The organism is Rhizobium sp. NLR22b (assembly GCF_019685295.1).
In the GTDB taxonomy this organism is placed as follows: domain Bacteria; phylum Pseudomonadota; class Alphaproteobacteria; order Rhizobiales; family Rhizobiaceae; genus Rhizobium.
Genome location: NZ_JABDWM010000009.1, coordinates 211,506 through 238,137 on the forward strand (window position 1 = coordinate 211,506; position 26,632 = coordinate 238,137).

Sequence of the window (26,632 nt, forward strand, 5' to 3'; positions counted from 1 at the left end):
CAAAATGTAACTTGGGAGTGATCCGGATATTGTGGCAGCAATATGGCTATGATTCTCAAGTACTTACTGTTTCGGTGCTGTTGCACCATTCAAAACCTCGCCCTATAAACCCCGCCGCAACACATGATTAACTACGAAATATTAGACAACGCTGAAGTTGAGGAACAAAACCATGACAACATACTACGTAGCTTCGAGCAGCAGCGGCGGCGGTAACGGCAGTGCCTCCTCTCCTTTTCGCACGATCAGTGAGGCGATGGCTTCGAACCTTAAGCCTGGCGACGAGGTCGTGGTGAAGGCGGGGACTTACAATGAGGCCATCAACATCGACAAGGACGGCTCGGCGGCAGGCGACATCACGCTGCGCTCGGAAGTGCCGGGCGGGGCGCTTATCCGGCCGCCCGCGGGCTCGTGGAACGCGATCAGCGTCAACGCCAACCACGTGGTCATCGACGGTTTTGACATCGCCGGCGCCAACGGCGACGGGATCGAAGCAAACAATGTCCACCACGTCCAGATTCTCAATAATAAGGTCCACGGCAGCGGGGAGTCGGGCATCCAGTTCAACCAGTCGGACTTCATCCGCATTGAAGGCAACGAGACTTACAATAACGCTTCCACAGGCTGGTTCTCGGGCATCTCGATCTACCAGAACCGGAACATCACCGGCGACACCTCGACTGACGGCTACCGGACGATCGTGCGGAACAACATCTCGCACGACAACATCACGAAGTCGGGTGAGCACACCGATGGCAACGGCATCATCATTGACGATTTCCAGAGCACGCAGGCGAGCGGTAATCCGAACTACACATTCAAGACGCTGGTCGACAACAACCTCGTCTACGGGAACGGCGGCAAAGGTATCCAGGTTACCTGGAGCGACTCCGTCACCGTGAAGAACAACACCGCGTACCACAACAATCAAGACCCGGCGAACACCGGCACCTGGCGGGGCGAACTCAGCAACTCGGCGTCGAGCAACAACACCTGGGTCAACAACATCGCCGTAGCCGACCCATCGCTGAACAAGAACAATACTGCGATCGATAATACGTCCACCGACGCCTACACCAACAAGAACGTCGTCTGGGCCAACAACATCACCTACAACGGCACGGCCGGACAGGCCTCGGTCAAAACCGATGGCGGCAACGCAATGCCCAGCTCGGCGGACGGCAACAAGCTCGGCGTCGACCCGAAGTTCCTTGGGGCCTCGAGCGACGACTTCCACCTCGGCTCCGGCTCGGCGGCGGTTGACAGCGGAACCAGCAAGTACGGGGTCAGCTCAGTCGATCTCGACGGCGACGCGCGCGTCGTCGGAACTGTCGATATGGGTGCCTACGAATCCGGCTCTGCCCCGGTATCGGGAACGCCAACCGCGCCGACCGCACCGACGCAACCAACAACGCCTACCACCGGTACGCCGACTACCGGGACGCCAACGACGGAAACGCCCACCACGGGAACGCCGACCACCGGGACGCCGACGACGGGAACGCCGACCACGCCGACTACGGAGACCCCAACCACGGGAACGCCGACCACGACGACGAAGCTATACACCGGTACCAACGGCAACGACATCATGCCACACACCGGTCAGTCCAACGGCGGCAACGAAACCTTCAAGGGGCTCGCCGGCAATGACCTGTTGAAGGGCGGCGCCGGCGCGGACGTGCTCGACGGCGGTAGCGGCAATGACACGGCCAGTTACGCGGGCTCCGACGCCGGGGTCCACGTCAGCTTGGCGACTTGGACCGCATCGGGCGGGCACGCCACCGGTGACAAGCTCGTCAGCATCGAAAACCTGATCGGCTCAAGCCATGACGACGTGCTGACCGGCGGCAATAACGGCGGCAACGTTCTCAATGGCGGGGCCGGCGCGGACAAGCTGAACGGCGGCGCCGGCGGGGACGTCATCATCGGCGGTGCCGGGAAGGACATGATGACCGGTGGCACCAGCTCGGATACGTTTGTCTTCAAAACAGCGACGGAAACCGGGTCGGGCTGGGACCGCGACGTCATCACCGACTTCCAGCACGGCGTCGATAAGATCGACCTCTCAGCGATAGATGCGAATGGCTCTGCGCTTGGCGATGCAGCCTTCCATTTCCAGGCGCAGGAGAATGCCTTGTTTGACAAGAAGGCTGGCGCGCTCGCCTGGCACTACGAGGACGACCATACCGTTATTCAGGCCGACTTGAACGGCGACGGCGTTCATGACTTCGAGATTCAGCTGCAGGGCCACGTACAGGTGGGGGCAAGCGATTTTCTCCTGTAACTAATACCCGTTGTGGCGGTCGTTCGATCGCCGCAACAATCGGGCTGACAATCGGAAGTATGTCGACGGCGGAGTAAAAACCCGCCACGCGGCGCGCAAGCTTCGGCTACTTCAGCGCGTGGATGAGCAAGCCGGGAGGGCGGAGCCCGAGCGGCGATCCCATCCACGCGCTACATTTTTTTACAGGTGTCAACCCGCCTTTCCGGTGCAGCTTTGCACGTGGCGAAAGCGGTCGCCGTTCATCTCGAGGACGTTGACTTGGCGGGTGATGCGGATCAGCAGAGCGCCCATTCGGCGCTCTGGGCTCTGTCCATTCGTCGAACGGAAGATTGCTGGTGATCAGGTGGCGCCTCTTCGAAGTTTTGCGAAATCAGAGTTCCGCGCCGGTCTAGCGTGTTGTCCTCCGCTTCCAGAGACAGTTGGCCGGGGGGCGGCCGTACGCCGGATTGGCCGGACGACCGTCCAAATGCAAGGGTCCAATGACCAAGCTCCTTCAGGCTGGTGATGGGACAGATTCAAGTCATTGAATTTGTGGCGACCTGCAGGAATGCGAATTGTCGAAAATTAATGATTTCAATGAAATCTGCTTATTTTGATGGGCGAATGAGCGCCTTTGATTCCATTATGCAATTTTGCCAAGCCCCTCGCGACAAACCGCTAAGCTTTCGTTCCGCTGTACACGATGATACCAATGAGAAACGATGTTGCTATTGGAGTTCTAAGGGTTAGGTGGCGGGACTGTTTAAATCATTGAAGAGAGTGCTGACTGGAAAGATAATCCGACAATCAGACGTTCAAATTATGAACGGCAGTTGCATTATGTCCTTGCGTATTAAACGCGATAGCGGAAGCGGCGGCGTCTATGTGGTGTTAGCCTCTAAAGCATCGGGCAACTATCAATATTACCCTTTCGATGCAGAAGAGTTCGACAGTTTCGTTGATGCTGCTATCGAGATCAAGAAAGCGTTACGGGCCGATGAATCGGCTGGTATCGGTCAGACCCAAGCCACCATCAAACCGTGACCCGAGAACACCGCTTACGGTGGTGCTATTAAGCCTCACACAATCCTTCTGAAATAGCATCGGCTAAACCATAGGGATACCGATTCCGCAGATGCTTGCAAACTCATCTCTGCGACTGTGCATACAGATAATTCTGACCCTAATGCTTTCCTTTCCAGGCGTGGCCGCCGCTACACCTCCATGTCGTGACGATACCTTTGCGAAGGCCAAGCTCGTGGTTGAGGCACGCGTGACATCGTTCTGGATCGGAGCGTCCGGCCTGCTGCTCGGTCCGGATTTTCCGGACCGAATGATACGGATCGATCTGGAGATTAAGAGGGTCATCAAAGGCACGTTCACCGGCAAGAAGGCGACATTGTATGGCTTTCCGTACCCCCTCCGGATCGATTGCGGGAGCTTGGCACGATGGCTTTGATAGCTGGTCTGGGCGGCCAAGATACCTTTGAATGGGAACTTTCGGCCAACAAATTAGACGACGACGTGTCCTTCTATTCGTTGAACAATTGTAACTACTCCAAATTCCCCATCGACGTTTCACGGTAGCCGTAGCCTTTCCATCAGCGCGCCGACGAGAGCGCGGTCGAAGTCCTGGTGTTCTTCGGTTTGGTGAAAGTGGAGCCATGGGGCGTCTTTTGGGCGCCGGTGCACGAGCTGGAAAAGATGGCGATGTAGATGGGACGGCTTAGTGCAGATTGCAACCGCTACGGGGGCAGAATTATTGCCTCTCTACCTGACCGTCTCTTCGCCATTCGCGCAAGGACGGTCAGCCGTATTCCCAAAGTCCGAGAAGGCTTTGCGCCGGCAGACCAACAAGAAACTGCCGCCAAAGGCCCTTTTCAAGCCGGCAGAGGAGACGAGATGATGGGGCGCCGAGCCGTAGCGTTTACCAAGGACTCCGTCTCTCGCGCAATCCGCGCCGTGAAGAAGGCCGGCGTGGAAGTCAAGACTATCCGCGTCGAGCCCAACGGCGCGGTTGTAATTAGGGGGAAATCGGGGAATTTACCGAGAAGCAGCTTGAAGAAAGCGCTGGCGGTTATCTCTGATGGAAGACATGCCCCGCAAAAAGTACCCATACACGCTGCGTGAAGTCGATGGAAACGGCAATGTCCGTTGGTATTTCCGTGTCGGCAAGGGAAGAGAACGCGCCTGAGGGGTGACTGGGGCTCGAAAGAATTCGTCGCCGACTACAAGCGGTGCATGGCCCAGGAAGACACCGAGCCGGAGCCTAGCCGGCACACCCTGCAGTGGCTCGTCGACAAATATCAGGAAAGCGCAGCATTGAAGGGATTAAAGCCGTCAACGCAGCGCGCCCGCGCCAACGTGCTGAAGGCAGTTTGCAAGACAGGCGGCAAGATGATCCTGTCAAAGATCGACAGAGCCACAATCGCAGCCGGCCGCGACCGCCGGGCCGATACCCCTTTTGCGGCGATCTCATACCTCAAGATCATGGGCTATCTTTTTGCTCTGCCGTTGATGCTGGCATTTTGAAGCATAACCCAGCCCGCGACGTGAAGATGCCGAAGGCGAAAACCGATGGCTTCAAGCCTTGGGAAGCAGCCGACGTCGAAAAGTTCTATGCGACCCACCCCGAAGGCTCGCAGGCGCGGCTCGCCAGGGACATGCTGCTTTTCACCGGCCCTCGTCGGTCGGACATCTTCCGAATCGGCCCGCAACACATCAAGGGCGACGTGATCGAGTATCGCGTCGGCAAGAACGACGAGTGGGTTTATATCCCGATGCACCCGGATCTGGAGGCGGTGCTCGAGGTGACGAAAACTGATCACCTCGCTTACCTGGTCACGCCAGTTCACGGCCGGCCGTTCAGGAGCGCGGCCGCATTTGGGAACTGGTTCGGGGACATGTGCGCCGAGGCAGAAGTGGAAGGCCGGGCGCACGGCCTAGGAAAACGCTTGCCCAGCTGCTGGCAGAAAGCGGCAATAGCAACAGCGAACTGAGGCGCGATTTGGCTGGCGAAGCGATGCCATGGCCAACCACTACACGCGCAAGGCCGATAAAAAGAGGTTAGCTATTTCGGGCGCTGCGAAACTGAATGAGAACAGCCTAACCCCTCAATCTAGACCCGATGAGGGGTTCACGCCGGAAAGCGAAACAAAAACAATCCCGTAGAAAATTGATGGCGACCCCTGCAGGAATCGAACCTGCGACAACCTGCTTAGAAGGCAGGTGCTCTATCCAGCTGAGCTAAGGGGCCCACTGCCGGCCGCGCCCAAGAGGCGCGGCCGAATGCAGCATATGTGGACGAGAATTCTCAATGCGTCCAGGGTTGCGTGCGGGTATAGCGGAAATTATCCGGATAGGCCACCACCTGACGGGCCGGGTCCTTCGGCGCGATGACTCGGTATTCGATGCCGTTGCGCTGGGCGTAGGCTTCGGCGAGCGCCTGCGTTTCGAAGGTGAGTTTTACCTGCTGGCGCATATCGCCCGAGGACGTGTAGCCCATGATCGGATCGATCTTGCGCGGCGACTCCTGATCGAATTCAAGCACCCAGAGGTGGGTCTTGGCCTTGCCGGACTGCATGGCGGTCTTAGCAGGACGATAGATCTTGGCAGACATGACTGCGGCATCTCCGAATATGCGGGGGATAGCGCGCCCCGCCTTTCATGGTCTCAATCCCGTTGCCGGGCCTTTGCTTCGTCGTCAGCGACAACGCGAAGAGATGAATTTTGCTTATCCGCGAATCCCCGTTTTTTCAAGAAAAAAGCGGATCGCGACGCCGTAGCCACAGCCACACCGACGATGCGCCAATGTGTTGGGGAAGGCGGCTCAGCACATTCTTCCCTCATGTCGCTTTGCCATCCCAGTCAAAACTACAGGAATTCCAGGCAGTTGCGCAATATTACCAATTGTCTCATGTTGTGATCACAACCTGATTGCCGCAGCCAGCCACCGGCACTAGGTTGCGGCTCAATCGGTTTCAGTGGATTGCACGCATCATGAGACGTTCGGCAGAGTTCAATGCCATTATGATAGGAGCTGTCATCACCGCTTTCTTCTATGTCGTGATCAGCTATGCCCAATATATCGGCCTGATCGCCCGCGGTTGAGGCCGGTCGCTCTGAGTCCAATTCGCTCAACAGATAAATTGACGCCCGAACGAGATTTTCTCTTGCGTCCACAGGCCTGGTGAGAAATCTCAGGCCACGACTGGATTTATGGGTTGCGACGGTGAAGTGAACCGTGTATTCCCGCTGCCAATCACGGCACGGAGTGTAGCGCAGTCTGGTAGCGCATCTGGTTTGGGACCAGAGGGTCGGGAGTTCGAATCTCTCCACTCCGACCATTCAATATCCCAGCGAATTCCTTGATAGGCGCATCGTAGCTGGTGCGCTCGCGACTACGCGCCCGTCACTTCGCCTTCGTCGTCGTGGCGCTCACGATTCTGTCGCCTGGCTTGATTCCGAATTTGCCGACGATGCCGGCATTGAGTTCGACGACGTATTTCACCGGGCCCATCGAATCGATGATGTCGCGTGAATAGGGTTTTGCGTTTTCCTTGATGTGACGGATCGTGCCGGTGTCGTCGGCAAAGAGCATGTCGAGCGGCAGGATGGTGTTCTCCATCCACATGGCGACGCGCCGGGTTTGACCGAAGTCGAAAATCATGCCGGCGTCATCGGCCATTGACTTGCGAAACATCAGCCCGCGGGCGCGCTGATCGCCAGTGGCGGCGACCTCGACGGTGAAATGCAGCATCTTGCCCGCGGCTGTCTGGATGAGCAGCGGCTCCTTGTCGAACCGCATCTCCTCGTCGGCCAAAGCCGGCAGGGCGACCAAGAAAAAAAGCGCCATGACGGCGCTTCTGATCGCATGAAACAGGACGATGCCGCGCATTTCAGTGCGACCGGCTTGCCGGGCTCGGAACGTCGGGATGGATCTCTGCGGCCATCAGGCCCTTTTCGCCGTCGCCGAAGCGGACGAGGACGACCTGGCCAGGGCGCAACTCCGTCAGTCCAAAGCGGCGCAGCGTTTCCATGTGCACAAAAATGTCTTCGGTGCCCTCACCGCGCGTGAGGAAGCCGAAGCCCTTGGTGCGATTGAACCACTTGACGAGCGCGCGCTCGAGCCCGCTCGTCGCGGTGACCTGTACGTGGGTGCGCACCGGCGGCAGCTGCGAGGGATGAATGGCGGTCGACTGATCCATCGAAAGGATCTTGAAGGCCTGGTAGCCGCGCTCGCGACGCTGGATAAGGGCGACGATGCGCGTTCCCTCGAGGATCGTCTGGTAGCCGTCGCGGCGCAGGCAGGTCACGTGCAGGAGAACATCCTGCATGCCGTTATCAGGCACGATGAAGCCGAAGCCCTTGGCGACGTCGAACCACTTGACGACACCGGTGATTTCGACAAGATCGACCGCTTCTGACGACAGCTCGTCGACATCGGTGTATGCGTTCGATGAAATCCTATCAGCCATTATCGCCAGCCCCTCGAATACGCGTCACACTGTTACGGTTAACTGATTCTTGAAATCAAGATTAACATCTTGGTAACGGATAAGCGCAAGTCCTAGTTTTCGGTTATTCCCAGCTGCACATTTTATAAAGATGACTTGCCCGAAGCTGACCTCGGCTCGCCAAAAAGGCCAGCCCCTATAAAGGAGTAGATAGAATGCGTTATCTTCATACGATGGTTCGCGTCAAAGATCTGGACGCTTCGCTCGCCTTCTATACCAAGCTGTTCGGACTGGAGGAGATTCGCCGTCACGAAAACGAGAAGGGCCGCTTTACCCTGGTTTTCCTGGCCGCTCGCGACGATCTCGACCGTGCGCGCAGCGAAAAAGCCCCCTGCCTCGAGCTTACCTACAACTGGGATACGGAGGATTATAGCGGAGGACGCAATTTCGGCCACCTCGCCTATGAGGTGGATGATATTTACGCGATCTGCCAAAAGCTGATGGATAACGGCATTACCATCAACCGGCCGCCGCGCGACGGCAACATGGCCTTCGTGCGCTCGCCCGACGGCATTTCGATCGAAATTCTGCAGAAGGGAAGCCCGCTTCCGGCCGCCGAACCCTGGGCTTCGATGGGCAATACCGGCGCCTGGTAAGGGTTTTGGCCCCAAGGCTTTTGCGAAGCTTGCGGCTTTTGCGATTTCGGGTCCGACCGGCGCCTTGGCGCTTGCCGCGACCCGGCCCCTTAGGCAATCTCCCGATGACTCGAAGCGGAGGATGGCGATATTTCGCCGTTTTCCGCATCAACCGGAGACTGATTGCTTGCGTAATATTGAGACGCGGATGCCCATTACCGGCGCATTGCTGATCGCCACCTCGATGCTGGCGCTCTCGGGCTGCGTATCGAGCAAGAAGGCGCTCGATTCCGCCGCGGCCGTTCCGGCGGTTCCGGCGACGGCGGCCGCAGCGCCACAGCTTGGCGCAACGGCGCCCGTGAAATCTGCCCCGCGCTCAGTCAATTCCGACCCCCGGCTCGTCAATGTCTCCGGCGCCCAGGCCGCGCCACAGGTCGTGGCAGGGGATGCGAGTGCCGCCGTCCCGCCGGCCGATCCGGCAATGGCGGCGCCTGCCAATATAGGCGGGCTCGTCATGCAGTCGACACGGATCAACGCGCAGGCGATGAGCATCTTTTCGGATCACCAGCCGCCGCCGCAAAACAACAGCACGTCCACCGTCATTCAGCCGCAAGCCTATGCGCCGACGGACGGAGTGGCGCCCGCAAAAAGCAGCGTCTACAGCCAGCCGATCATCCCCTCACAGCCGGCAGCACCGGTGCTGCCGCAGCAATCGTCGGAAAATTCCGACACGAAGCCTGCACCCGTACAAACATCCTCGCTGGCGACAGGCGCTATCCCGGCCTCGACGACAAACGCGCTTTACAGCGCACCGAAGCAGAACCTGCTCGGCAGTCTTTCCGGCCTCCTGCACAAAGCCGCCCTGCCCGGCATGACGCGCGTTGCGCCGAACGGGCTGCACGTCCAGAACGATCATGTCGCGGTCGGCTGCTTCAAGCCGAACCTGCTGAAAGTGATCAAGACGGTCGAGAACCATTTCGGCCGGCCTGTCATCGTCACATCCGGCTATCGCGACGAAGAACATAACCGCCTCGTTGGCGGCGCCGACGAATCGATGCACAAGAGCTGTGAGGCGGCGGACATTCAGATCGACGGCGTATCCAAATGGGATATCGCCACTTATATCCGCTCCTTGCCCGATCGCGGCGGCGTTGGCACCTATTGCCACACCGACTCGGTCCACCTCGACACCGGCAAGACCCGCGACTGGAACTGGGGCTGCGGTGGCAAACGGGCACCGGTGACCACAGCAAGGGCGATCTGATATCGCAAGTCTGCCCCCTGACCTTACGTCAACTGAGTTTCATGCGCTTCTGGCAAGCTGCGCAAGCCGTTGATTCGACACAGGTAATCTCAAATGACTCCGCCGCGAAAATATCTGTCATTTTTTTGAAGAAAATCGAATTTGCCGCTTGCGGCATACGAAGGTGCTGATTATAAGGGCGCCACCACGAAGGAAGCGCCCTTCGTCTATCGGTTAGGACACCAGATTTTCATTCTGGGAAGAGGGGTTCGACTCCCCTAGGGCGTGCCACTTTCTCTCCATATAGAAGCCATCGCATCCGCTTGCAGAAGCCGGCGCACACGCCTATTTTAACGAGGCTGGCCTGCGCCCTTCGTCTATCGGTTAGGACGACAGATTCTCATTCTGTAAAGAGGGGTTCGACTCCCCTAGGGCGTACCATTGAGCTTGTGATTGTCGCCACCACCCGTCGGATCGATATTTCCAGCTATCAGGCCTCGCAGCGCCACGGTTTTCCACAGCCCAAAAGAATCGGCGAAAACTGTGATTTTTTCGCGCCTTGGCGCTTGCGGCTTTCGAAGCTGCTGACTATAAGGGCGCCACCACGAAGGAAGCGCCCTTCGTCTATCGGTTAGGACACCAGATTTTCATTCTGGGAAGAGGGGTTCGACTCCCCTAGGGCGTGCCACTCTACTTCCTTATATTCGCTCATCCGACAGCGTTTTTTCTCAACCATTCTATCTTGCCGGCGCCGCGTCGCAGATGCGCAGCTGAATGCGGCGTGCGCCTTGGTAATGTTCGGCGCCGAGCGAGCCTGCGACATGGAGGTTCGCGCCGCGTGAATTGATGAGAAGATCGCCGAGGCCGGTGTCGGCGGCGCGAAAGGCGATTCCATCGAGCCGCGAACCGTCCATCGCCTCCAGCGTCACCTTCACATGTTTCTCGCCGACAAGGCGCGCGTCTCGCACCCGATGCGCCGGTACGGCAAAGAGCGGCTGGGCGTGGCCGGAGCCATAGGGGCCAGCGGCTTCCAGACGGTCGATGAGTTCAAGCGTGGCGCCGCTCGCGCCGATCGCACCGTCTATCTTCAGCGTCTCGTTGGCGACGAGACTCGCCACCGTCCTTGCGGCCTTCTCGGTGAAGAAGGTCCTCAACCTGCCGAGATCGGCGCGCTCGACCGTCAGGCCAGCCGCCATGGCATGGCCGCCGCCCTTGACGAGGATGCCCTCCTCGACCGCAGCCCGCACCATCCTGCCCATGTCGAAACCATTGATGGAGCGGCCCGAGCCGGTGCCGCGGCCGGAAGGATCGAAAGCGATCGCGAAGGCGGGCCGCTTGAATTTCTCCTTCAGCCGCGCGGCGATAAGCCCGACGATGCCCGGATGCCACTTCTCATGGGCGGTGACGATGACGGAGGCGCCCTCGCCGTCGCCATATTCGGCAAGCGCCTCGGCTTCCGCCTCCTGCAGCATCATCGCCTCCATCGCCTGGCGTTCGCGATTGAGCTCATCGAGGCGCTGCGCGATCATTTCCGCCTCACCGGCATCATCGAGCGTCAGCAGGCGGCTTCCGAGTGCGGCGTCACCAATCCGTCCGCCGGCGTTGATACGCGGGCCGATCAGAAAGCCGAAATGATAAGGCGTCACGGGGCCCGCGAGCCCCGCCTTGCGGAAGAGCGCGGCAAGCCCGGCATTGCTCTGGTGCCGGGCAGCGACCAGCCCCTTCACCACATAGGCGCGGTTGAGGCCCTTCAGCGGCACGACATCGCAGACCGTCGCCAACGCCACGATATCAAGCCATTGCAGCAGGTCGAGCGCCAGGATGCGTTTGTTGCCGGCCGCGCGCAGCAGCCGCAATGTCGCGACCAGCACCATGAAGACGACGCCGGCTGCGCAAAGATGCCCCTGCCCCGACAGATCGTCTTCACGGTTCGGATTGACGAGTGCATGGCAGGGCGGCAGTTCATGTGTCACCTGGTGGTGATCGATGACGACGACATCGATGTTGCGCGCGGCGGCGGCCGCAAGCGCCTCGTGACTGGTGGAGCCGCAATCGACGGTGACGATCAGTCGGGCGCCGTTGTCGATCAGCTGGTTGATCGCCGCCGGATTGGGGCCGTAACCTTCAAAGATGCGGTCGGGAATGTAAATGTTTGCCTTGACGCCGAAATGATTGAGAAAGCGGAACATCAGCGCCGAGGACGCGGCGCCGTCGACGTCGTAGTCGCCGAAAATCGCCACGCTCTCGCCGCGCTCGATCGCACGCACGAGGCGGGTTGCCGCCTTCTCGCAATCGGTCAGCGTGTGAGGATCAGGCATCAGGCTGCGGATCGTCGGATCGAGGAATTCGATCGCTTCGTCCACCGGAACGCCGCGTCCTGCGAGAACACGGGCGATCAGATCCGGCAGCCCATGAACCTGCGCCATGGCCAGCGCCCGGTTCTGGCCTGCCTGATCGAGTCTTGCAACCCAGCGATTGTCGAGCGCGGATTTCTCCACGCCGAGAAACGCGCGCTGTACCGGATCGACGAGATCTGCCATGCCCAACTCCGCTGACTTCATCTGTTCTTTCTACAGGAGCAGCGGAGATAACATAGCGATGGATTTGCAGACACGGATTTTTACCAGAAGATCAGCCAGACGATCACGGCGATGCCGCCGATCTGCACCAGCAGAACCGAAAACAGCGTCAGCAGGATAGCCCAGTTGCGGCCTTCCGTGTGTTCATCGTCAAGGGCCTCGTCATGGCTCTCGTCACGAATGTCAGGGATCACCGGCTTGAGGATGTCCGCAAACATATCAGGGCGGGCTGGCGGCACCTTGCTCGGGCTGCCATGCTCTTTTCCGGCGTGGCTGTCCTTGCTCATGAAATACTCCACGCCGACGACTCACCATCTATGGTTTTATTTATATCAATATTTCGGCATTTGGTAATATAACTTCCGCCAGGGAGACTGAACGAATCGAAAAGCCGCCCTGCCAGAGACAGAGCGGCTCATGTGCCCAGCAGAAATGCTTAAGCTTCTTCTTTCGGCCGTTCGATGCGAATCACCTGCGGCTCGCCGAAGAGATAACCTTCCGACTTTATCGAGGCGACCGCCTTGCGCACGGATTCCTCCATCGTCGCATGGGTGACGAGGATGATCGTCTGGTGATGCGATGGGGCCAGGTGCTGCGTGGAGCGCTGGACGATCGATTCGAGCGAGATGTGGTTTTCCGCCATGCGGGTGGCGACGCTTGCAAAGACGCCGGTGCGGTCGAGCACAGTCAGGCGGATGAAATATCCGCCCTCGTGGCTCTGCATCTGCGCCTTGCGGTAAGGCTCCAGCGCCTTTGCGGGATGGCCAAGCACCGGCACGCGCTGAGCGCCCGGCTGGCTCTTGGCGATATCGGCGATATCGCCGAGCACGGACGAAGCCGTCGCTTTGCCGCCAGCGCCAGGGCCGACCATCAGCAGTTCGCCGAGTACGTCGGATTCAATTGCCACCGCATTGGTGACGCCGTCGACCTGGGCGATGACCGAATCGACCGGCACCATGGTTGGATGCACACGCTGCTCGATGCCGGTCTCCGTGCGCTGGGCGACGCCGAGCAGCTTGATGCGATAACCGAGCTCGGCGGCGGCGTGGATGTCCTCGATCGAGATATTGGTGATGCCTTCGAGATAGATGTCGTCGGCCGCGATGCGATTGCCGAAGGCAAGCGTCGTCAGAATAGCGAGCTTGTGGGCGGTATCGTTGCCCTCGATGTCGAAGGCGGGGTCGGCTTCGGCATAACCCAGCCGCTGCGCCTCCTTGAGGCATTCGGCGAAGGAAAGCCCCTCCTTCTCCATCTTGGTCAGGATGTAATTGCAGGTGCCGTTCATGATGCCGTAGATGCGCGAGACGGCGTTGCCCGTCAGCGATTCGCGCAGCGCCTTGATGACGGGGATGCCACCGGCGACCGCCGCCTCGAAATTCAACAGCGAGCCCTTCTCTTCCGCGATCGTCGCAAGCTCGACGCCGTGATAGGCGAGCAGCGCCTTGTTGGCAGTCACCACATGGAGACCACGCTGAAGTGCGGCGCGCACCGAGACGTTGGCAGCCCCTTCGGCGCCGCCCATCAGCTCGACGAAGACGTCGATATCACCCTTTTCGGCCAGATCCTCGGGCCGATCGAACCAGGTGACGCCGGAAAGATCGACGCCTCGATCCCGCGTCTTGTCGCGCGCGGAAACTGCGGTGATCGTAATCGGACGCCCGCAGGTGACGGCAAGCTCATTGCTCTTCTGCTGAATGATGCGGACAAGCGAGGCGCCAACGGTGCCTAAGCCCGCAATGCCGATTTTGAGGGCATCTGCCATGGATCGATCCTGAAATGTCTTGTGGCGGCAGCCGCCGAACGCGGCTGCCCAAGAGTTGGAATTAACGGTGGGCGTTGAGCGAGATGACGTTATGCATCGTCTCGTCTGCCGTCGACATGAACTTCTTGATGTTGCGCGCAGCCTGACGGATGCGGTGTTCATTCTCGACAAGCGCCAGACGGACATAGTCGTCGCCCATCTCGCCAAAGCCGATGCCCGGAGCAACGGCGACGTCGGCCTTCTCGACCAGCAGCTTGGAGAACTCAAGCGAACCGAGATGACGGAACTTTTGCGGGATCTTCGCCCAGGCGAACATGGTGGCTGCCGGGGGCGGCACTTCGAAGCCGGCCTTGCCGAAGCTTTCGACCATGACGTCGCGGCGGCGCTTATAGACGTTGCGAACTTCGGCAATGTCGGAGCCGTCGCCGTTCAGGGCATGCGTCGCCGCCACCTGAATCGGCGTGAAGGCGCCGTAATCGAGGTAGGATTTGACGCGGGTGAGCGCAGCGATCAGCCGCTCGTTGCCGACGGCAAAGCCCATGCGCCAGCCGGGCATGGAAAACGTCTTCGACATCGAGGTGAATTCGACCGTCACATCCATTGCGCCCGGCACTTCGAGAACCGACGGCGGCGGCGTGTCGTCGAAATAAATCTCCGAATAGGCAAGGTCGGACAGCACGATGATGTCGTGCTTCTTGGCGAAGGCGACGACGTCCTTGTAGAAATCGAGCGTCGCGACAAAGGCCGTCGGGTTCGAGGGATAGTTGAGGATCAGCGCCAGGGGCTTCGGGATCGAATGCCGGACAGCGCGCTCAAGCGGCGGAAAGAAGGTCTCGTCCGGCTCAACCGACATCGAGCGGATCACGCCACCGGCCATCAGGAAGCCGAAGGCGTGGATCGGATAGGTGGGATTCGGGCAAAGGATGACATCGCCGGGCGCGGTGATCGCCTGCGCCATATTGGCGAAGCCTTCCTTGGAGCCGAGGGTGGCGACCACCTGGGTATCCGGGTTGAGCTTGACCCCGAAACGGCGGGCATAATAGGCGGCCTGGGCACGGCGCAGGCCCGGTATGCCCTTGGACGAGGAGTAACGGTGCGTGCGCGGATCCTGTACGACCTCGCACAGCTTGTCGACGATCGCCTGGGGAGTCGGAAGGTCAGGGTTTCCCATGCCGAGATCGATGATATCGGCGCCGCCCGCTCGCGCGCTTGCTTTCAAACGGTTGACCTGTTCGAAAACATAAGGCGGCAAACGCCGGACTTTGTGAAACTCTTCCATTTCATTCCCCATGGAAAGGCGGCATTTAAGCCGCGGTCGAAGTTCGTTCCGTCTTCCGGCGGCTGCGACACGAACTTCACAATCGCAGCGCCGTATTCATCAGACCCAAGCCAAGCGGCAAATCTTTGACGGAAAGGCCGCACAACCACGCATTATCGGGAAAATCGCATCTTCCGATCCATCCGGAAGGCTTTGCGTCCAAATTGCCTGAAAGGCAAGATTTATTTGGAGATTTCGGAGAGCGTCTGCGCGCCGTGCTCGGCAGCCAGGCGGCGCATTTCGGCGACCTTGGCCTGATATTCGGCTTCCGAGATCGTGCCGGCCTTGCGCCGGGCGGTAAGCGCGGTCAACTGATGCTGCAGTTCGGCCGCCTGCTCGTCGCTCATCTGGACATTGGCCGCCGTCAGCGGCGCGCCGAAATTCGGATAGCCGTCCGGTGATTTCGTCAGACCGCCCTCGACCGCCTCGCCCTTGGTTGCCGGCATGACGACGGCGGTCGGCGCCGCTCGCTTGGCGGCGGCTGCGGCTTTTTCCTCCGCCGTCAGATTGCATCCGGCAAGGGTCATCGCCGCCGCGGCGCAGATCAATGCGATGCGGTTGAAGGTTGCGATGCGCCGAATGCCGTTCTTGATCATGCCTCAAAATCCAGTTCTGATTGCCTCGACTGTTAAATTTGTCGCAGCCACAAAGCAATAGCACGAGCCGATGCGGGTGGAACTTGTTTTCTCGTTCGGTCACGATGTACAACAAACGGATAAAAAGAGTGCTGCCGCCGGAGGAAATGGTGACCGACAGCAAGCAGGAGCGTGGCGGCCAGAAGAATGGCGACAAGACCGGTTTCGACGCGACCGATCTCGAACCCTATCTGCTGAAGGATCCCGAGACCATGGCGATGAATTTCGCCCGGGCGCTCGAAAATCTCGGTCAGGCCGCCTCGGCCTGGCTTGCGCCGCGCGAACGCGGCGAGATCACCGAAACCGCCATCGATCCCATGACCGACATGGTCAAGACGCTTTCCAAGGTCACCGAATACTGGATTTCCGATCCCCGCCGCACCTTCGAGGCGCAGACTCAGCTGATGTCGTCCTTCTTCGGCATCTGGATGCGCTCGATGCAGCGCGTGCAGGGCACGCGCGGGATGCAGGGCGAGCCCCTGCCGCCCGAGCCCGACACCCGCAAGGACAAACGCTTTTCCGACGAGGATTGGCAGAAAAATCCGTTCTTCGATTTCCTCCGCCAGGTCTATTTCGTCACGAGCGATTGGGTTGACAAGCTGGTGTCGGAGACCGACGGCCTCGACGAGCACACCAAGCACAAGGCCGGATTCTACGTGAAGCAGATCACGGCAGCGCTTTCGCCGAGCAACTTCATCGCTACCAACCCGCAGCTTTACCGCGAGACGATCGCAAGCAACGGCGAAAACCTGGTGCGCGGCATGAAGATGCTCGCCGAGGACATCGCTGCCGGGAACGGCGAGCTTCGCCTTCGACAGACCGACATGACGAAATTCGCCGTTGGCCGCGACATGGCGCTGACCCCGGGAAAAGTCATCGCCCAGAACGATATCTGCCAGATCATCCAGTACGAAGCCTCGACCGAAACCGTGCTGAAGCGGCCACTCCTGATCTGCCCGCCCTGGATCAACAAGTTCTATATTCTCGACCTCAACCCGCAGAAATCCTTCATCAAATGGTGCGTAGACCAGGGCCAGACCGTTTTCGTCATATCCTGGGTTAATCCGGATGCGCGTCACGCCGAGAAGGACTGGGGGGCCTATGCCCGCGAGGGCGTCGATTTCGCGCTCGAGACGATCGAGAAGGCGACCGGCGAGAAGTACGTCAATGCCGTCGGCTACTGCGTCGGCGGCACGCTTTTGGCCGCGACACTGGCGCTGCACGCCAAGGAGAAAAACCGGCGCATCAAGACCGCGACGCTCTTCACCACTCAGGTTGATTTCACCCATGCCGGCGATCTCAAGGTCTTCGTCGACGAGGAGCAGCTTGCCGCGCTCGAAGAGCATATGAAGGCGACCGGCTATCTCGACGGCACGAAGATGTCGATGGCCTTCAACATGCTGCGCGCTTCCGAGCTGATCTGGCCTTATTTCGTCAACAGCTATCTCAAGGGCCAGGAGCCCCTGCCCTTCGACCTCTTGTTCTGGAACGCCGATTCGACGCGCATGGCGGCGGCAAACCACGCCTTCTACCTGCGAAACTGCTATCTGCGCAATGCGTTGACGCAGAACGAGATGATCCTCGACGGCAAGCGCGTATCGCTGAAGGATGTGAAGATCCCAATCTATAATCTCGCCACACGCGAGGACCACATCGCGCCCGCAAAATCGGTCTTCCTCGGCAGCCAGTTCTTCGGCGGCAAGGTGGAATTCGTCGTCACCGGCTCGGGACATATTGCCGGTGTCGTGAACCCGCCCGACAAGAAGAAATACCAGTTCTGGACGGGCGGCCCGGCCAAGGGCGACTATGAGACCTGGCTCGAGCGGGCCACCGAGACGCCGGGATCGTGGTGGCCGCATTGGCAGGCGTGGATCGAGACGCAGGACGGCAGACGCGTTGCGGCGCGCAAACCCGGCGGCGATGCGCTGAACGCGATCGAAGAAGCACCGGGAAGTTATGTGATGGAACGCACCTGAGACGCCGGCAGGCATCTCTTTTTGGGACATCCCAAGAAACAGCGATATCGCGTAAACAAATTAGAAACCATAATTCGTCATCCTCGCGAAACAGTCGGAAGTCGCGGGCGGCCTAAATTCGGCCCCTTTGCGCCCTTACCGGCCCCGGCGAAGTTTTAGTCAGTCAGTGCCGCCGGCCTGCGTAGCGAGTTTGAAAGACGAGTGTAGTATGGCGTTTGCGGTAGGGACGTTGGATAACGTCGCCCCTCTTGGCGGATCTGCTTTGCGTTCGCGCAGATCTCGCGGTTTTCTTTACGGTGTCGTCGGCGCCGGGCTTTTAACCTCAACATGGCTGATCGCGACCTTGGCAACGATGCATTCGGTGGCCACGCCCTTTTCTCCACCCGATCGGCTGGCACAGATCGGGGCCGCCCCAAAGGTGGCGCCGTCAGCTCGCCTTGAGCGGTTGATCCATGTCGGCAAGGGTGACCGGCTGACAGCCTTCGACGCAAAGCCGAAGATGCCGCTGACGGCAAGCCTCATCCAGTCTCACGCCGAAAAGACTGCCGCCGCCGCAACGGCATTGGCAGCTCTTGCGAAAAGCAATCGGCTAGTCACGGCCGCCGAGCAACCGGTCGTCGCCGCGATTTCCGACAGTGCCAAGTTCCGCAAGGATGATGCGATCGCGCTGCCGCCGGTCGAACTCGCCTCGGCAGAGATTGAAGAAGACGACAGCAACCGGATCATCGTCCCGTCGAAGGAGGCCGTCGCCGCAGCCCAACTCCAGGCGATGCTGGTGCTTGCCGATGCAGACCCCCGGCAGATCGCGCCGGCCCCGATCGAGCCGATCGCGTCTCCTGTCAGGACCGCCTCAGTTCCTGCAACGGAATCAGCACCGGTGGTGGTCGCAACGGCAGAGGATCAACCCTTCGATCTCGTCCTGTCGCCCGACGCAGGTTCCGTGCCGTTGCCGATGGCGCGTCCGGACGGACTCATCGGCAAACCGGCGCCTGCCGCCAAGGGTGCGCAGCGCTCAGCTGGGCCGGCCCTGGCCTATGCCCAGCCGAACTCGCCGATCGTGGACGATGAGGACGATGCCGTGCCGCGTTACGACAAGCCGGTCTTCTCGCCGAAACTGCGGGCAGGCGTCGCGATCTACGACATCGAAAACAGCACCGTCTACCTGCCGAACGGCGAACGGCTGGAGGCTCATTCCGGTCTCGGAAAGATGCGCGACAACCCGCGCTACGTGGATAAGAAGATGCGCGGACCGACGCCGCCGCACACCTATGTCCTCACGATGCGCGAGGCCCTCTTTCACGGTGTCGAAGCGCTGCGTTTGACACCGGTGGAAGGCTCGGACGCCATCTTCGACCGCGTCGGCCTGCTCGCCCACACCTATATGCTCGGCAAGAACGGCGATTCCAACGGCTGCGTTTCCTTCAAGGATTACAAGCGCTTTCTGGCCGCTTACAAACGCGGCGAGATCAAGCAGCTCGTGGTGGTGCCGCGGCTGAACAACAAGCCCGCCTCGACGCTCGCCTCGCTGTTTTCGTCGCGCAGCTAGTTTAGAGCTTTTCCGGGTTAGATTGAATCATTCTGTTGGCTCAAACGGAGTCGGATGGTCGACCGGCCGGCGCGCGTCGTAGCCCAGTTCTACGGCCAAGCCGGCCGGTCGATCAGCCGGCCCGTTTCAGCCAACCCTCCCGCAGATTTGCTTGGCAAATCTGCAAGACCTTGGAATCGCCGGACGCACTTGTCGCTTCGCCCACGGCGAAGCGGTGCGGCCGGTGGGCCGGGCATGCTTCCGCCATGATCAAAGGCGATCGGCTCGGACGTACCTGGGGTATGCCCGTCGCCAATCGCCTTTGCCCTGACGAAAACCTGCTCCGGCAGAATGCTTCAATCTAACCCGGAAAAGCTCTGGGAGCAGGTGGGCAAGCAGCCGCTTGCCCCCGCAGCCCTACTTCAGCCAGACTGCTATCCGCTCCACCGCCTCGGCGATCTCGCCTTGCGAACCCGCATAGGAGAGACGCAATGTTCGATGTCCCTCCAGCGGATCGAAATCCAGGCCCGGCGTCGCCGCGACGTTGATTTCTGCGAGCATGTGTTTGGCAAAACCCATGCTGTCATTGGTGAAGCGCGAAACATCGATATAGGCGTAGAAGGCGCCGTCCATCGGCGAAGCGGGCGCAAGGCCGATCCTGGGCAGGCGGTCGAGCAGCAGCGCGCGGTTTGCGGCGTAGCTCGCCTTGACATGATCAAGCTCTTCGCTTGCGCCAAGCGCGGCCACCGCTGCAATCTGGGAGAGCTCGGGCGGCGAGATATAGAGGCTCTGCGCCACCCGCTCGATCGGCCGCACCAGGCGCTCCGGCAGCACCATCCAGCCGATTCGCCAGCCAGTCATGCAGTAATATTTGGAGAAGGAGTTGATGACGACCGCCTCGTCGGTCAGCTCAAGCGCGCTCGCCTCCTCCCCAGCGAAAGTCAGCCCATGATAGATTTCATCCGAGATGAAGGCGATGGATTGGGCCGCGCAGTAATCCGCAAGCGCCTTCAACCCGTCACGGCCGGTCACCGTGCCGGTCGGGTTGGCGGGGCTTGCGAGCAGCACGCCTTTGAGCCTGACGCCGCTTTGCTGCTGCGCCGCCTCGAGGCTCTCAGGTGTCAGGGTGAAGTGGGTCTCGGCCGTCACCGGCACTTCGAGAACCTTCAGCCCAAGCGCGCCGAGAATGTTGCGATAAGCGGGATAACCCGGTCTCGCGATCGCCACGGCATCGCCGGCATCGAAAAGCGACAGAAAGGCAAGATTGAACCCTGCCGAGGAACCTGTGGTTATCGCGATGCGCTTGGGATCGATCTCCAGGCCGTGACGGTCCCTGTAGTGCCAGGCAAGTGCGGATTTCAGCCGCGCCGTCCCCAGCGCATCCGTATAACCGATCCGGCCTTCGACAAGGGCGGTGCGTGCCGCTTCGAGCGCAGCTCGAGGCGCGGGATGCGAGGGCTGGCCGACCGCCATCGAGATAACGGCGTGACCCGCTGCCCGCCGCTTCGTCGCCTCCGCCAACACATCCATCGCATGAAAAGGCTCGACTTCGCTGCGTTTCGATATGGAAAACAAGATCGCTTCTCGCTTGGCTTCTTCGCTGTTGGCCAGACAATTGCCGCATTAATCGGCTCATCACAATCCCGCGAGGGCGGTGCAGGGATGAAAATTCCTGTTTGAACAGAACTCGACGCACCGTACCTTGACGCGACGCGTTCAAGTCCATAACCCGGCGACGGTTTTCTCGACCAAGACCACATCGCCGATGACGAGGATATCATGGCCTTCTTCCCGAAAAACTTCACCGCACTGGCGCTTGCCGCATCGATCGCGATCCCGTTTCCGGCCGCAGCGCTCGACGATCAGCAGAAGAAGGAGTTCGGCGAATTCATCAAGCAATATCTGATCGAAAATCCGGAGATCATGCTCGACGTCCAGGAGGCGCTGCAGAAGAAGCAGGAAGCCGCGCGGCTGGTGAAGGCCAATATGGCGATCGAGGAGAACACCGCGAACATCTTCAATTCAAAGGATGACGTCACGCTCGGCAATCCCAAGGGCGATGTGACCGTCGTCGAATTCTTCGATTATAATTGCACCTACTGCCGTCACGCGCTTCCCGATATGCAGGCGATGCTGAAGAAGGACACGAACGTCCGCTTCGTGCTCAAGGAATTCCCGATCCTCGGGCCGGATTCGGTTGCCGCCCACAAAGTGGCCGACGCTTTCCGCAGGCTGGCGCCTGCGAAATATGCCGATTTCCATATCGCCCTTCTCAGCAGCGAAGGCCGCGCCTCGGAAGAAAGCGCGATCGCCGTCGCAGGCTCTCTCGGCATCAGCGAAGACAAGATTCGTGCCGAGATGGCGAAGAGCCCGAACGATGGGATCGTTCAGGCGACCTATCAGCTTGCCTCCAGTCTCGGCATCAGCGGCACGCCCTCTTATGTCATCGGCAACGAGCTGGTCCCGGGCGCCGTCGGGCTCGACGATCTCGAAGCCAAGGTCAAGAACATGCGCAGCTGCGGCAAGACCGCCTGCTGAGGAATCAGACAGCCGACCGGCCGCTCATCAAACCGCCAGAATCGAAGCGTTGCAGCCATGTGGACAAATGTGGCGCGATTCCTGCCGGCCAACCCGTAAGGGCTTTCATTCAGCCCTCGCGGAGTCTATAGGTTGCCGTCGTGCATTTACGGAACATTCGATGACGCAAACGATTTTTGTCCTGAACGGGCCAAACCTGAACATGCTGGGCAAACGAGAGCCCGCGATTTATGGCGGCAAGACGCTCAAGGACATCGAGGCAGACTGCAAGGCAGCAGGGCGCGAGCTCGGCTTTGATATCGACTTCCGTCAGAGCAACCATGAAGGCACGCTCGTGGACTGGTTCCACGAGGCCGACGAAACGGCCGCTGGCGTCGCCATCAATGCAGGCGCCTACACGCATACTTCAGTCGCGCTGCACGACGCGATCCGCGCTATTTCAATTCCCGTCATCGAACTTCACATATCCAACGTCCATGCACGGGAAGAATTTCGCCACGAGTCGATGATCGCGCCGGCATGCAAGGGCGTGATTTGCGGCTTCGGGCCTCACAGCTACATCCTGGCGCTCCATGCGCTGAAGAACATCACGGCATAAGAAGAAGACAGGGCAACACCATGGCTGAAAAGAAATCGGGTATCGATCAGGCACTGATCCGCGATCTCGCCAATATTCTCAACGAGACGGATCTGACGGAGATCGAGGTCGAGCAGGACGATTTGCGCATCCGCGTTTCGCGCGGCGGCACGCCGCAATACGTCCAGGCGCCGATCGCTGCACCGGCCTTTGCCGCTCCGGCAGCAGCCACCGCTCCGGCAGCGGCCGCTGCCGCACCCGCCGCAGCACCCGGCCGCAACCCGGCGAATGTCGTCAATGCGCCGATGGTCGGCACCGTCTATATGGCACCGGCTCCGGGCGCACGTCCCTTCATCGAAATCGGCGCCACCGTCAAGGAAGGCCAGACGCTCATCATCATCGAAGCGATGAAGACGATGAACCAGATTCCTTCGCCCAAGTCAGGCAAGGTGACCGAGATCCTCGTCGACGACGGACATCCCGTCGAATACGGCCAAGCCCTCGTCGTCATCGAATAGGCCCAAGCCCATGATTTCGAAAATCCTCATCGCCAATCGCGGGGAAATCGCCCTTCGCGTGCTTCGGGCCTGCAAGGAGCTCGGCATCGCATGCGTCGCGGTGCATTCCACCGCCGACGCCGATGCCATGCATGTGCGTCTTGCCGACGAAAGCGTGTGCATCGGTCCGCCCTCCTCGCGCGAGAGCTATCTCAACATCCACCAGATCGTCGCGGCCTGCGAGATCACCGGCGCCGACGCCGTGCATCCGGGCTACGGCTTCCTGTCCGAGAATGCCAAGTTCGCCGATATCCTCGAAGCGCACGGCATCACCTTCATCGGGCCGACGGCGGATCATATTCGTATCATGGGCGACAAGATCACCGCCAAGACGACGGCGCTGGAGCTTGGCATTCCCGTCGTTCCCGGCTCGGACGGCGAGGTGAAGACCGAAGAGGACGCGCTGCGGACGGCCGCCGAAATCGGCTATCCCGTGCTGATCAAGGCAACGGCCGGCGGCGGCGGGCGCGGCATGAAGGTCGCCAAGAGCGAGGCCGATCTGATCGAAGCCTGGTCGACGGCGCGCACTGAGGCGGCAGCCGCCTTCGGCAACGATGCCGTCTACATGGAAAAATATCTCGGCAAGCCGCGCCACATCGAAATCCAGGTGTTCGGTGACGGTGAAGGCAACGCCATTCATCTCGGCGAACGCGACTGCTCGCTGCAGCGCCGCCACCAGAAGGTCTGGGAAGAAGCGAATTCGCCTGCGCTCAATGTCGAGCAGCGCATGAAGATCGGCCAGATCTGCGCCGATGCCATGAAGAAGCTGAAATATCGCGGCGCCGGCACGATCGAATTCCTCTACGAGAACGGCGAGTTCTATTTCATCGAAATGAACACCCGTTTGCAGGTGGAGCATCCGATCACCGAAGCGATCACCGGCATCGACCTGGTGCACGAGCAGATCCGCGTCGCCTCCGGCGGCGGTCTCTCGGTGACGCAGGACGAGGTGCACTTCTCCGGCCATGCCATCGAATGCCGGATCAATGCCGAGGACGCGCGCACTTTCGTGCCCTCGCCCGGAACGATCACCCATTTCCATGCGCCGGGTGGCCTTGGCGTGCGCATCGATTCCGGCGCCTATCAGGGTTACAAGATCCCGCCTTATTACGACAGCCTCATCGGCAAGCTGATCGTGCACGGCCGCACCCGTGTCGAATGCATGATGCGCCTGCGCCGCGCCCTCGATGAATTCGTCGTCGACGGGATCAAGACGACGCTGCCGTTGTTCCAGGATCTCGTCTCCAACCAGGATATCGCCAACGGCGACTATGACATCCACTGGCTGGAACATTACCTCGCCAACACGCCGGCGGCATAGGACAGGAATGGCAGGATCGCGCAGGAAGTCACCAGGCATAACCCCTGATATCCTCCTGCGCGCCTATTCCATCGGCCTGTTTCCGATGGCCGAGTCCGCCGACGACCCGGAGATCTTCTGGGTCGAACCGGAATTGCGCGGCGTTCTGCCGCTCGATAATTTCCATATCTCGAAAAGTCTCGCCAAGACGGTGCGCAGGAAACCCTTCGACATCCGATTCGATCACGCGTTCGACCAGGTGATCGCGGCCTGCGCCGAGGAAACATCGGGGCGCCCGAGCACCTGGATCAACCAGACGATTCGGTCGCTTTATTCCACGCTGTTCGAAATCGGTCATGCCCATACCGTTGAAGCCTGGGACGGCGATCAACTGGTCGGCGGTCTCTACGGCGTCTCGCTTGGCTCGGCCTTCTTCGGCGAAAGCATGTTTTCACGCCGGACGGACGCCTCGAAAATCTGCCTTGTACACCTGGTCGACCGGCTGAGGGAAAAGGGCTTCACGCTGCTCGACACGCAATTCACCACTGAGCACCTGAAGACGTTCGGAGCGATCGACGTGCCGAAGGCTGAATATGCGTTGCTGCTTGCCAGCGCGATGGAATCGCCACACCTGAAGTTTTGAGCGTGATCGTTTCCTCCTTGCGTTGCTTTTCGAGCCGAATTGAGTAGGTTTGGCCCTGCAACGGGGGATAGAATTTTGAAACGATATTTTGCGGCCGCAATCCTTTTCGTCTTGTTCACGGGTCAAGCCGAGGCACGCCCTTACCAGGAGATGTTCCCTGCCAGGGTTTTTTCGGACGCAGAAAAACCATTGCTGCAAAAGCTCGACTTTCAGCAGGGCGCGATCAAGCTGCCTGCTGCAAAGGCAACGCTGAACATCCCCGAAGGCTTCTAATATCTCAATTCCGCGGATACGAAGAAGGTGCTGGTCGATATCTGGGGAAATCCGCCGCAAGCGGCGGAGGGAACGATGGGGATGATCTTCCCGGCGAAATACGCGCCGACCGATGTCGAGGCGTGGGGTTCCATCGTCGAATACAGCGCCGACGGTTATGTCTCAGACGCCGACGCCGCCACGACCGATTACGATGAACTGCTGCAGAACATCAAGGATTCCATCCGCGAAAACAACGTCGAGCGCGAAAAGCAGGGTTTTCAAAAGATCACGCTTGTCGGCTGGGCCTCGACGCCGCATTACGACAAGTCTGCGCATGCGATGCATTGGGCGCGCGATCTGCTGTTCGGCGATGATGCGCAAGCCCCGCATACGCTTAACTATTCCGTACGCGTTCTTGGTCGCCAGGGCGTATTCGAGTTCGATTTCGTTGCCGGCCTGAACCAGTTGAAGGAGATCGAGCAGGTCATTCCGACCGTGACGACGCTCGTGCAGTTCGACAAGGGAATGGCCTATACCGACTTCGTCGAAGGCGACAAGATCGCAGCCTACGGAATGGCCGGGATGATCGCCGCGGGTGCTGGCGCCAAGATCGCCGCAAAGGTAGGGCTCCTGGCGCTTGCCGCCGCCTTCCTGAAAAAGGCCGGCATCCTTATTGTCGTCGTGCTTGGCGGTGCGCTTCGGTTTGCCAAAGGTCTTTTCACCCGAAACAAGACACCCACGGCATAGGCTCGCGGCTTAACCAGGAGACGGCGCCGAAATTGTGAAGCTTTTTCGGAGTCTGTCCCAGCTGATATCAATCAGCGGGCTGTCGCCTTGTCCGGAGCCGGGACGTCCGAGCTTGTCTTGCAGTCCTTCAGCCAGACATCGTAGATCGGATGCTCGACCGCATTGAGGCCGGGGCTGTCGGCAAACATCCAGCCTGTAAAGATGCGGCGGATCTTGCGGTCAAGGGTGATTTCGTCGACTTCGACAAAGCCGTCGATCTTCTGTGCTTCCGCCTGGTCGCGCGAATAGCAGGCCTTCGGCGTCACCTGCAGCGCGCCGAACTGTACCGTCTCATTGACATAGACATCGAACGTCGTGATGCGGCCGGTGATCTTGTCGAGGCCGGAGAAGACGGCAACCGGATTGTCGATGCGTGCGGCATGCGCCGCAACCGGTGGAAGCAGAGCCGAGAGCGCCAGCAGCGATCCGGCGCCACGCAGGACCATGTTCCGCGTGAAGAGCTTCATATGCACCCGTCTCCAGATATTTTCGGTTCACGGCCGCGGTCTAGCGCGGCCAACCTGCGGGTAAAGGTCAATTGTGGCCAAAAGCCGGGCTTGCGATCGCCCGGTCGTGCCGTC

At 59.9% G+C, this 26,632-nt stretch carries 23 protein-coding genes, 5 tRNA genes and 1 pseudogene; 18 read left to right on the plus strand and 11 right to left on the minus strand.

Features of this window, described 5'->3' with window-relative positions:
- Positions 1 to 172 precede the first annotated feature (172 nt).
- The 4 genes from HJC00_RS16905 to HJC00_RS16925 all read left to right on the plus strand — a co-directional run bounded on the left by HJC00_RS16905 (position 173) and on the right by HJC00_RS16925 (position 5,265).
- Positions 173 to 2,287 (plus strand): choice-of-anchor Q domain-containing protein, encoded by a 2,115-nt coding sequence (locus tag HJC00_RS16905; protein ID WP_210631529.1) that lies wholly within the window; start codon positions 173 to 175, stop codon positions 2,285 to 2,287.
- Positions 2,288 to 3,106: 819 nt separating this feature from the next.
- Complete coding sequence (locus HJC00_RS16915) at positions 3,107 to 3,310, plus strand: hypothetical protein (RefSeq protein ID WP_221154977.1); 204 nt, start codon at positions 3,107 to 3,109, stop codon at positions 3,308 to 3,310.
- Between the two features lie 1,197 nt (positions 3,311 to 4,507).
- On the plus strand, positions 4,508 to 4,798 hold the full coding sequence (locus HJC00_RS16920) for a hypothetical protein (RefSeq protein ID WP_221146557.1): 291 nt from the start codon (positions 4,508 to 4,510) through the stop codon (positions 4,796 to 4,798).
- A 26-nt stretch (positions 4,799 to 4,824) separates the two neighbouring features.
- Positions 4,825 to 5,265 carry a hypothetical protein gene (locus HJC00_RS16925; protein WP_221164382.1) on the plus strand — a complete coding sequence of 147 codons (441 nt, stop codon included), beginning with the start codon at positions 4,825 to 4,827 and terminating at the stop codon, positions 5,263 to 5,265.
- Positions 5,266 to 5,445: 180 nt separating this feature from the next.
- On the opposite strand, the gene HJC00_RS16930 is transcribed toward HJC00_RS16925, so the two are convergent.
- Both HJC00_RS16930 and HJC00_RS16935 read right to left on the minus strand, forming a co-directional pair.
- Positions 5,446 to 5,522, minus strand: a tRNA-Arg gene (locus HJC00_RS16930).
- 57 nt (positions 5,523 to 5,579) lie between these two features.
- Complete coding sequence (locus HJC00_RS16935) at positions 5,580 to 5,885, minus strand: ETC complex I subunit (RefSeq protein ID WP_008526983.1); 306 nt, start codon at positions 5,883 to 5,885, stop codon at positions 5,580 to 5,582.
- A 650-nt stretch (positions 5,886 to 6,535) separates the two neighbouring features.
- Between HJC00_RS16935 and HJC00_RS16940 the strand changes: the two genes are divergently transcribed.
- Positions 6,536 to 6,612, plus strand: a tRNA-Pro gene (locus HJC00_RS16940).
- A gap of 65 nt (positions 6,613 to 6,677) precedes the next feature.
- Here the strand turns inward: HJC00_RS16940 and HJC00_RS16945 are convergent.
- Entirely contained in the window at positions 6,678 to 7,163 is a 486-nt protein-coding gene (locus HJC00_RS16945) for a DUF192 domain-containing protein (protein ID WP_210631533.1), read from the minus strand.
- A gap of 1 nt (position 7,164) precedes the next feature.
- Positions 7,165 to 7,743, minus strand: coding sequence for a cold-shock protein (locus tag HJC00_RS16950; RefSeq protein WP_210631534.1), 579 nt, complete (start codon positions 7,741 to 7,743; stop codon positions 7,165 to 7,167).
- Between the two features lie 194 nt (positions 7,744 to 7,937).
- On the opposite strand from HJC00_RS16950, the gene gloA reads away from it, so the two are divergent.
- The 5 genes from gloA (at position 7,938) to HJC00_RS16975 (ending at position 10,288) form a co-directional block, all read left to right on the plus strand.
- Positions 7,938 to 8,378 carry a lactoylglutathione lyase gene (gene gloA, locus HJC00_RS16955; RefSeq protein ID WP_221154970.1) on the plus strand — a complete coding sequence of 147 codons (441 nt, stop codon included), beginning with the start codon at positions 7,938 to 7,940 and terminating at the stop codon, positions 8,376 to 8,378.
- Between the two features lie 187 nt (positions 8,379 to 8,565).
- Positions 8,566 to 9,621: a YcbK family protein gene (locus HJC00_RS16960; protein WP_405047656.1), complete on the plus strand. Its 1,056-nt coding sequence runs from the start codon at positions 8,566 to 8,568 to the stop codon at positions 9,619 to 9,621.
- A gap of 195 nt (positions 9,622 to 9,816) precedes the next feature.
- Positions 9,817 to 9,891, plus strand: a tRNA-Glu gene (locus HJC00_RS16965).
- 75 nt (positions 9,892 to 9,966) lie between these two features.
- A tRNA-Glu gene (locus HJC00_RS16970) sits at positions 9,967 to 10,041 on the plus strand.
- A gap of 172 nt (positions 10,042 to 10,213) precedes the next feature.
- Positions 10,214 to 10,288: transfer RNA gene (locus tag HJC00_RS16975), tRNA-Glu, on the plus strand.
- A gap of 49 nt (positions 10,289 to 10,337) precedes the next feature.
- Here the strand turns inward: HJC00_RS16975 and recJ are convergent.
- The 5 genes from recJ to HJC00_RS17000 all read right to left on the minus strand — a co-directional run bounded on the left by recJ (position 10,338) and on the right by HJC00_RS17000 (position 15,855).
- Positions 10,338 to 12,140, minus strand: a complete 1,803-nt coding sequence (gene recJ, locus HJC00_RS16980) for a single-stranded-DNA-specific exonuclease RecJ (protein WP_221146555.1) — start codon at positions 12,138 to 12,140, stop codon at positions 10,338 to 10,340.
- An 80-nt stretch (positions 12,141 to 12,220) separates the two neighbouring features.
- Complete coding sequence (locus tag HJC00_RS16985) at positions 12,221 to 12,466, minus strand: hypothetical protein (RefSeq protein WP_210631537.1); 246 nt, start codon at positions 12,464 to 12,466, stop codon at positions 12,221 to 12,223.
- Between the two features lie 149 nt (positions 12,467 to 12,615).
- Complete coding sequence (locus HJC00_RS16990; protein WP_221154969.1) at positions 12,616 to 13,941, minus strand: homoserine dehydrogenase; 1,326 nt, start codon at positions 13,939 to 13,941, stop codon at positions 12,616 to 12,618.
- 61 nt (positions 13,942 to 14,002) lie between these two features.
- Entirely contained in the window at positions 14,003 to 15,220 is a 1,218-nt protein-coding gene (locus tag HJC00_RS16995; RefSeq protein WP_221164383.1) for an LL-diaminopimelate aminotransferase, read from the minus strand.
- Positions 15,221 to 15,441: 221 nt separating this feature from the next.
- Positions 15,442 to 15,855, minus strand: a complete 414-nt coding sequence (locus tag HJC00_RS17000; protein ID WP_210631540.1) for a hypothetical protein — start codon at positions 15,853 to 15,855, stop codon at positions 15,442 to 15,444.
- Positions 15,856 to 16,001: 146 nt separating this feature from the next.
- Here HJC00_RS17000 and HJC00_RS17005 point away from each other — a divergent pair, with 146 nt between their 5' ends.
- Both HJC00_RS17005 and HJC00_RS17010 read left to right on the plus strand, forming a co-directional pair.
- Positions 16,002 to 17,870 carry an alpha/beta hydrolase gene (locus HJC00_RS17005; protein WP_221164392.1) on the plus strand — a complete coding sequence of 623 codons (1,869 nt, stop codon included), beginning with the start codon at positions 16,002 to 16,004 and terminating at the stop codon, positions 17,868 to 17,870.
- 208 nt (positions 17,871 to 18,078) lie between these two features.
- Positions 18,079 to 19,416, plus strand: coding sequence for a DUF2778 domain-containing protein (locus tag HJC00_RS17010; RefSeq protein ID WP_210631541.1), 1,338 nt, complete (start codon positions 18,079 to 18,081; stop codon positions 19,414 to 19,416).
- A gap of 396 nt (positions 19,417 to 19,812) precedes the next feature.
- Here the strand turns inward: HJC00_RS17010 and HJC00_RS17015 are convergent, their stop codons facing one another.
- The gene (locus HJC00_RS17015; RefSeq protein ID WP_221164384.1) at positions 19,813 to 20,970 is read right to left on the minus strand and encodes a pyridoxal phosphate-dependent aminotransferase; all 1,158 of its coding nucleotides are present in this window, start codon (positions 20,968 to 20,970) and stop codon (positions 19,813 to 19,815) included.
- Between the two features lie 204 nt (positions 20,971 to 21,174).
- Here HJC00_RS17015 and HJC00_RS17020 point away from each other — a divergent pair, with 204 nt between their 5' ends.
- From HJC00_RS17020 to HJC00_RS17045, 6 genes and pseudogenes are all read left to right on the plus strand, one after another.
- A complete protein-coding gene (locus tag HJC00_RS17020) occupies positions 21,175 to 21,933 on the plus strand; it encodes a DsbA family protein (protein WP_210631543.1) in 759 nt (252 codons plus the stop codon).
- Between the two features lie 160 nt (positions 21,934 to 22,093).
- Positions 22,094 to 22,531 carry a type II 3-dehydroquinate dehydratase gene (gene aroQ / locus HJC00_RS17025; protein WP_221146553.1) on the plus strand — a complete coding sequence of 146 codons (438 nt, stop codon included), beginning with the start codon at positions 22,094 to 22,096 and terminating at the stop codon, positions 22,529 to 22,531.
- 20 nt (positions 22,532 to 22,551) lie between these two features.
- A complete protein-coding gene (accB, locus tag HJC00_RS17030; protein ID WP_210631545.1) occupies positions 22,552 to 23,028 on the plus strand; it encodes an acetyl-CoA carboxylase biotin carboxyl carrier protein in 477 nt (158 codons plus the stop codon).
- A 10-nt stretch (positions 23,029 to 23,038) separates the two neighbouring features.
- Positions 23,039 to 24,388 (plus strand): acetyl-CoA carboxylase biotin carboxylase subunit, encoded by a 1,350-nt coding sequence (gene accC, locus HJC00_RS17035; protein ID WP_210631546.1) that lies wholly within the window; start codon positions 23,039 to 23,041, stop codon positions 24,386 to 24,388.
- A gap of 7 nt (positions 24,389 to 24,395) precedes the next feature.
- The gene (gene aat, locus HJC00_RS17040) at positions 24,396 to 25,010 is read left to right on the plus strand and encodes a leucyl/phenylalanyl-tRNA--protein transferase (RefSeq protein WP_221123909.1); all 615 of its coding nucleotides are present in this window, start codon (positions 24,396 to 24,398) and stop codon (positions 25,008 to 25,010) included.
- A 75-nt stretch (positions 25,011 to 25,085) separates the two neighbouring features.
- Positions 25,086 to 26,012, plus strand: a pseudogene (locus tag HJC00_RS17045) (DUF2167 domain-containing protein).
- Positions 26,013 to 26,083: 71 nt separating this feature from the next.
- On the opposite strand, the gene HJC00_RS17050 reads toward HJC00_RS17045, so the two are convergent.
- Complete coding sequence (locus HJC00_RS17050; RefSeq protein WP_210631549.1) at positions 26,084 to 26,518, minus strand: DUF2155 domain-containing protein; 435 nt, start codon at positions 26,516 to 26,518, stop codon at positions 26,084 to 26,086.
- Between the last annotated feature and the right edge of the window lie 114 nt (positions 26,519 to 26,632).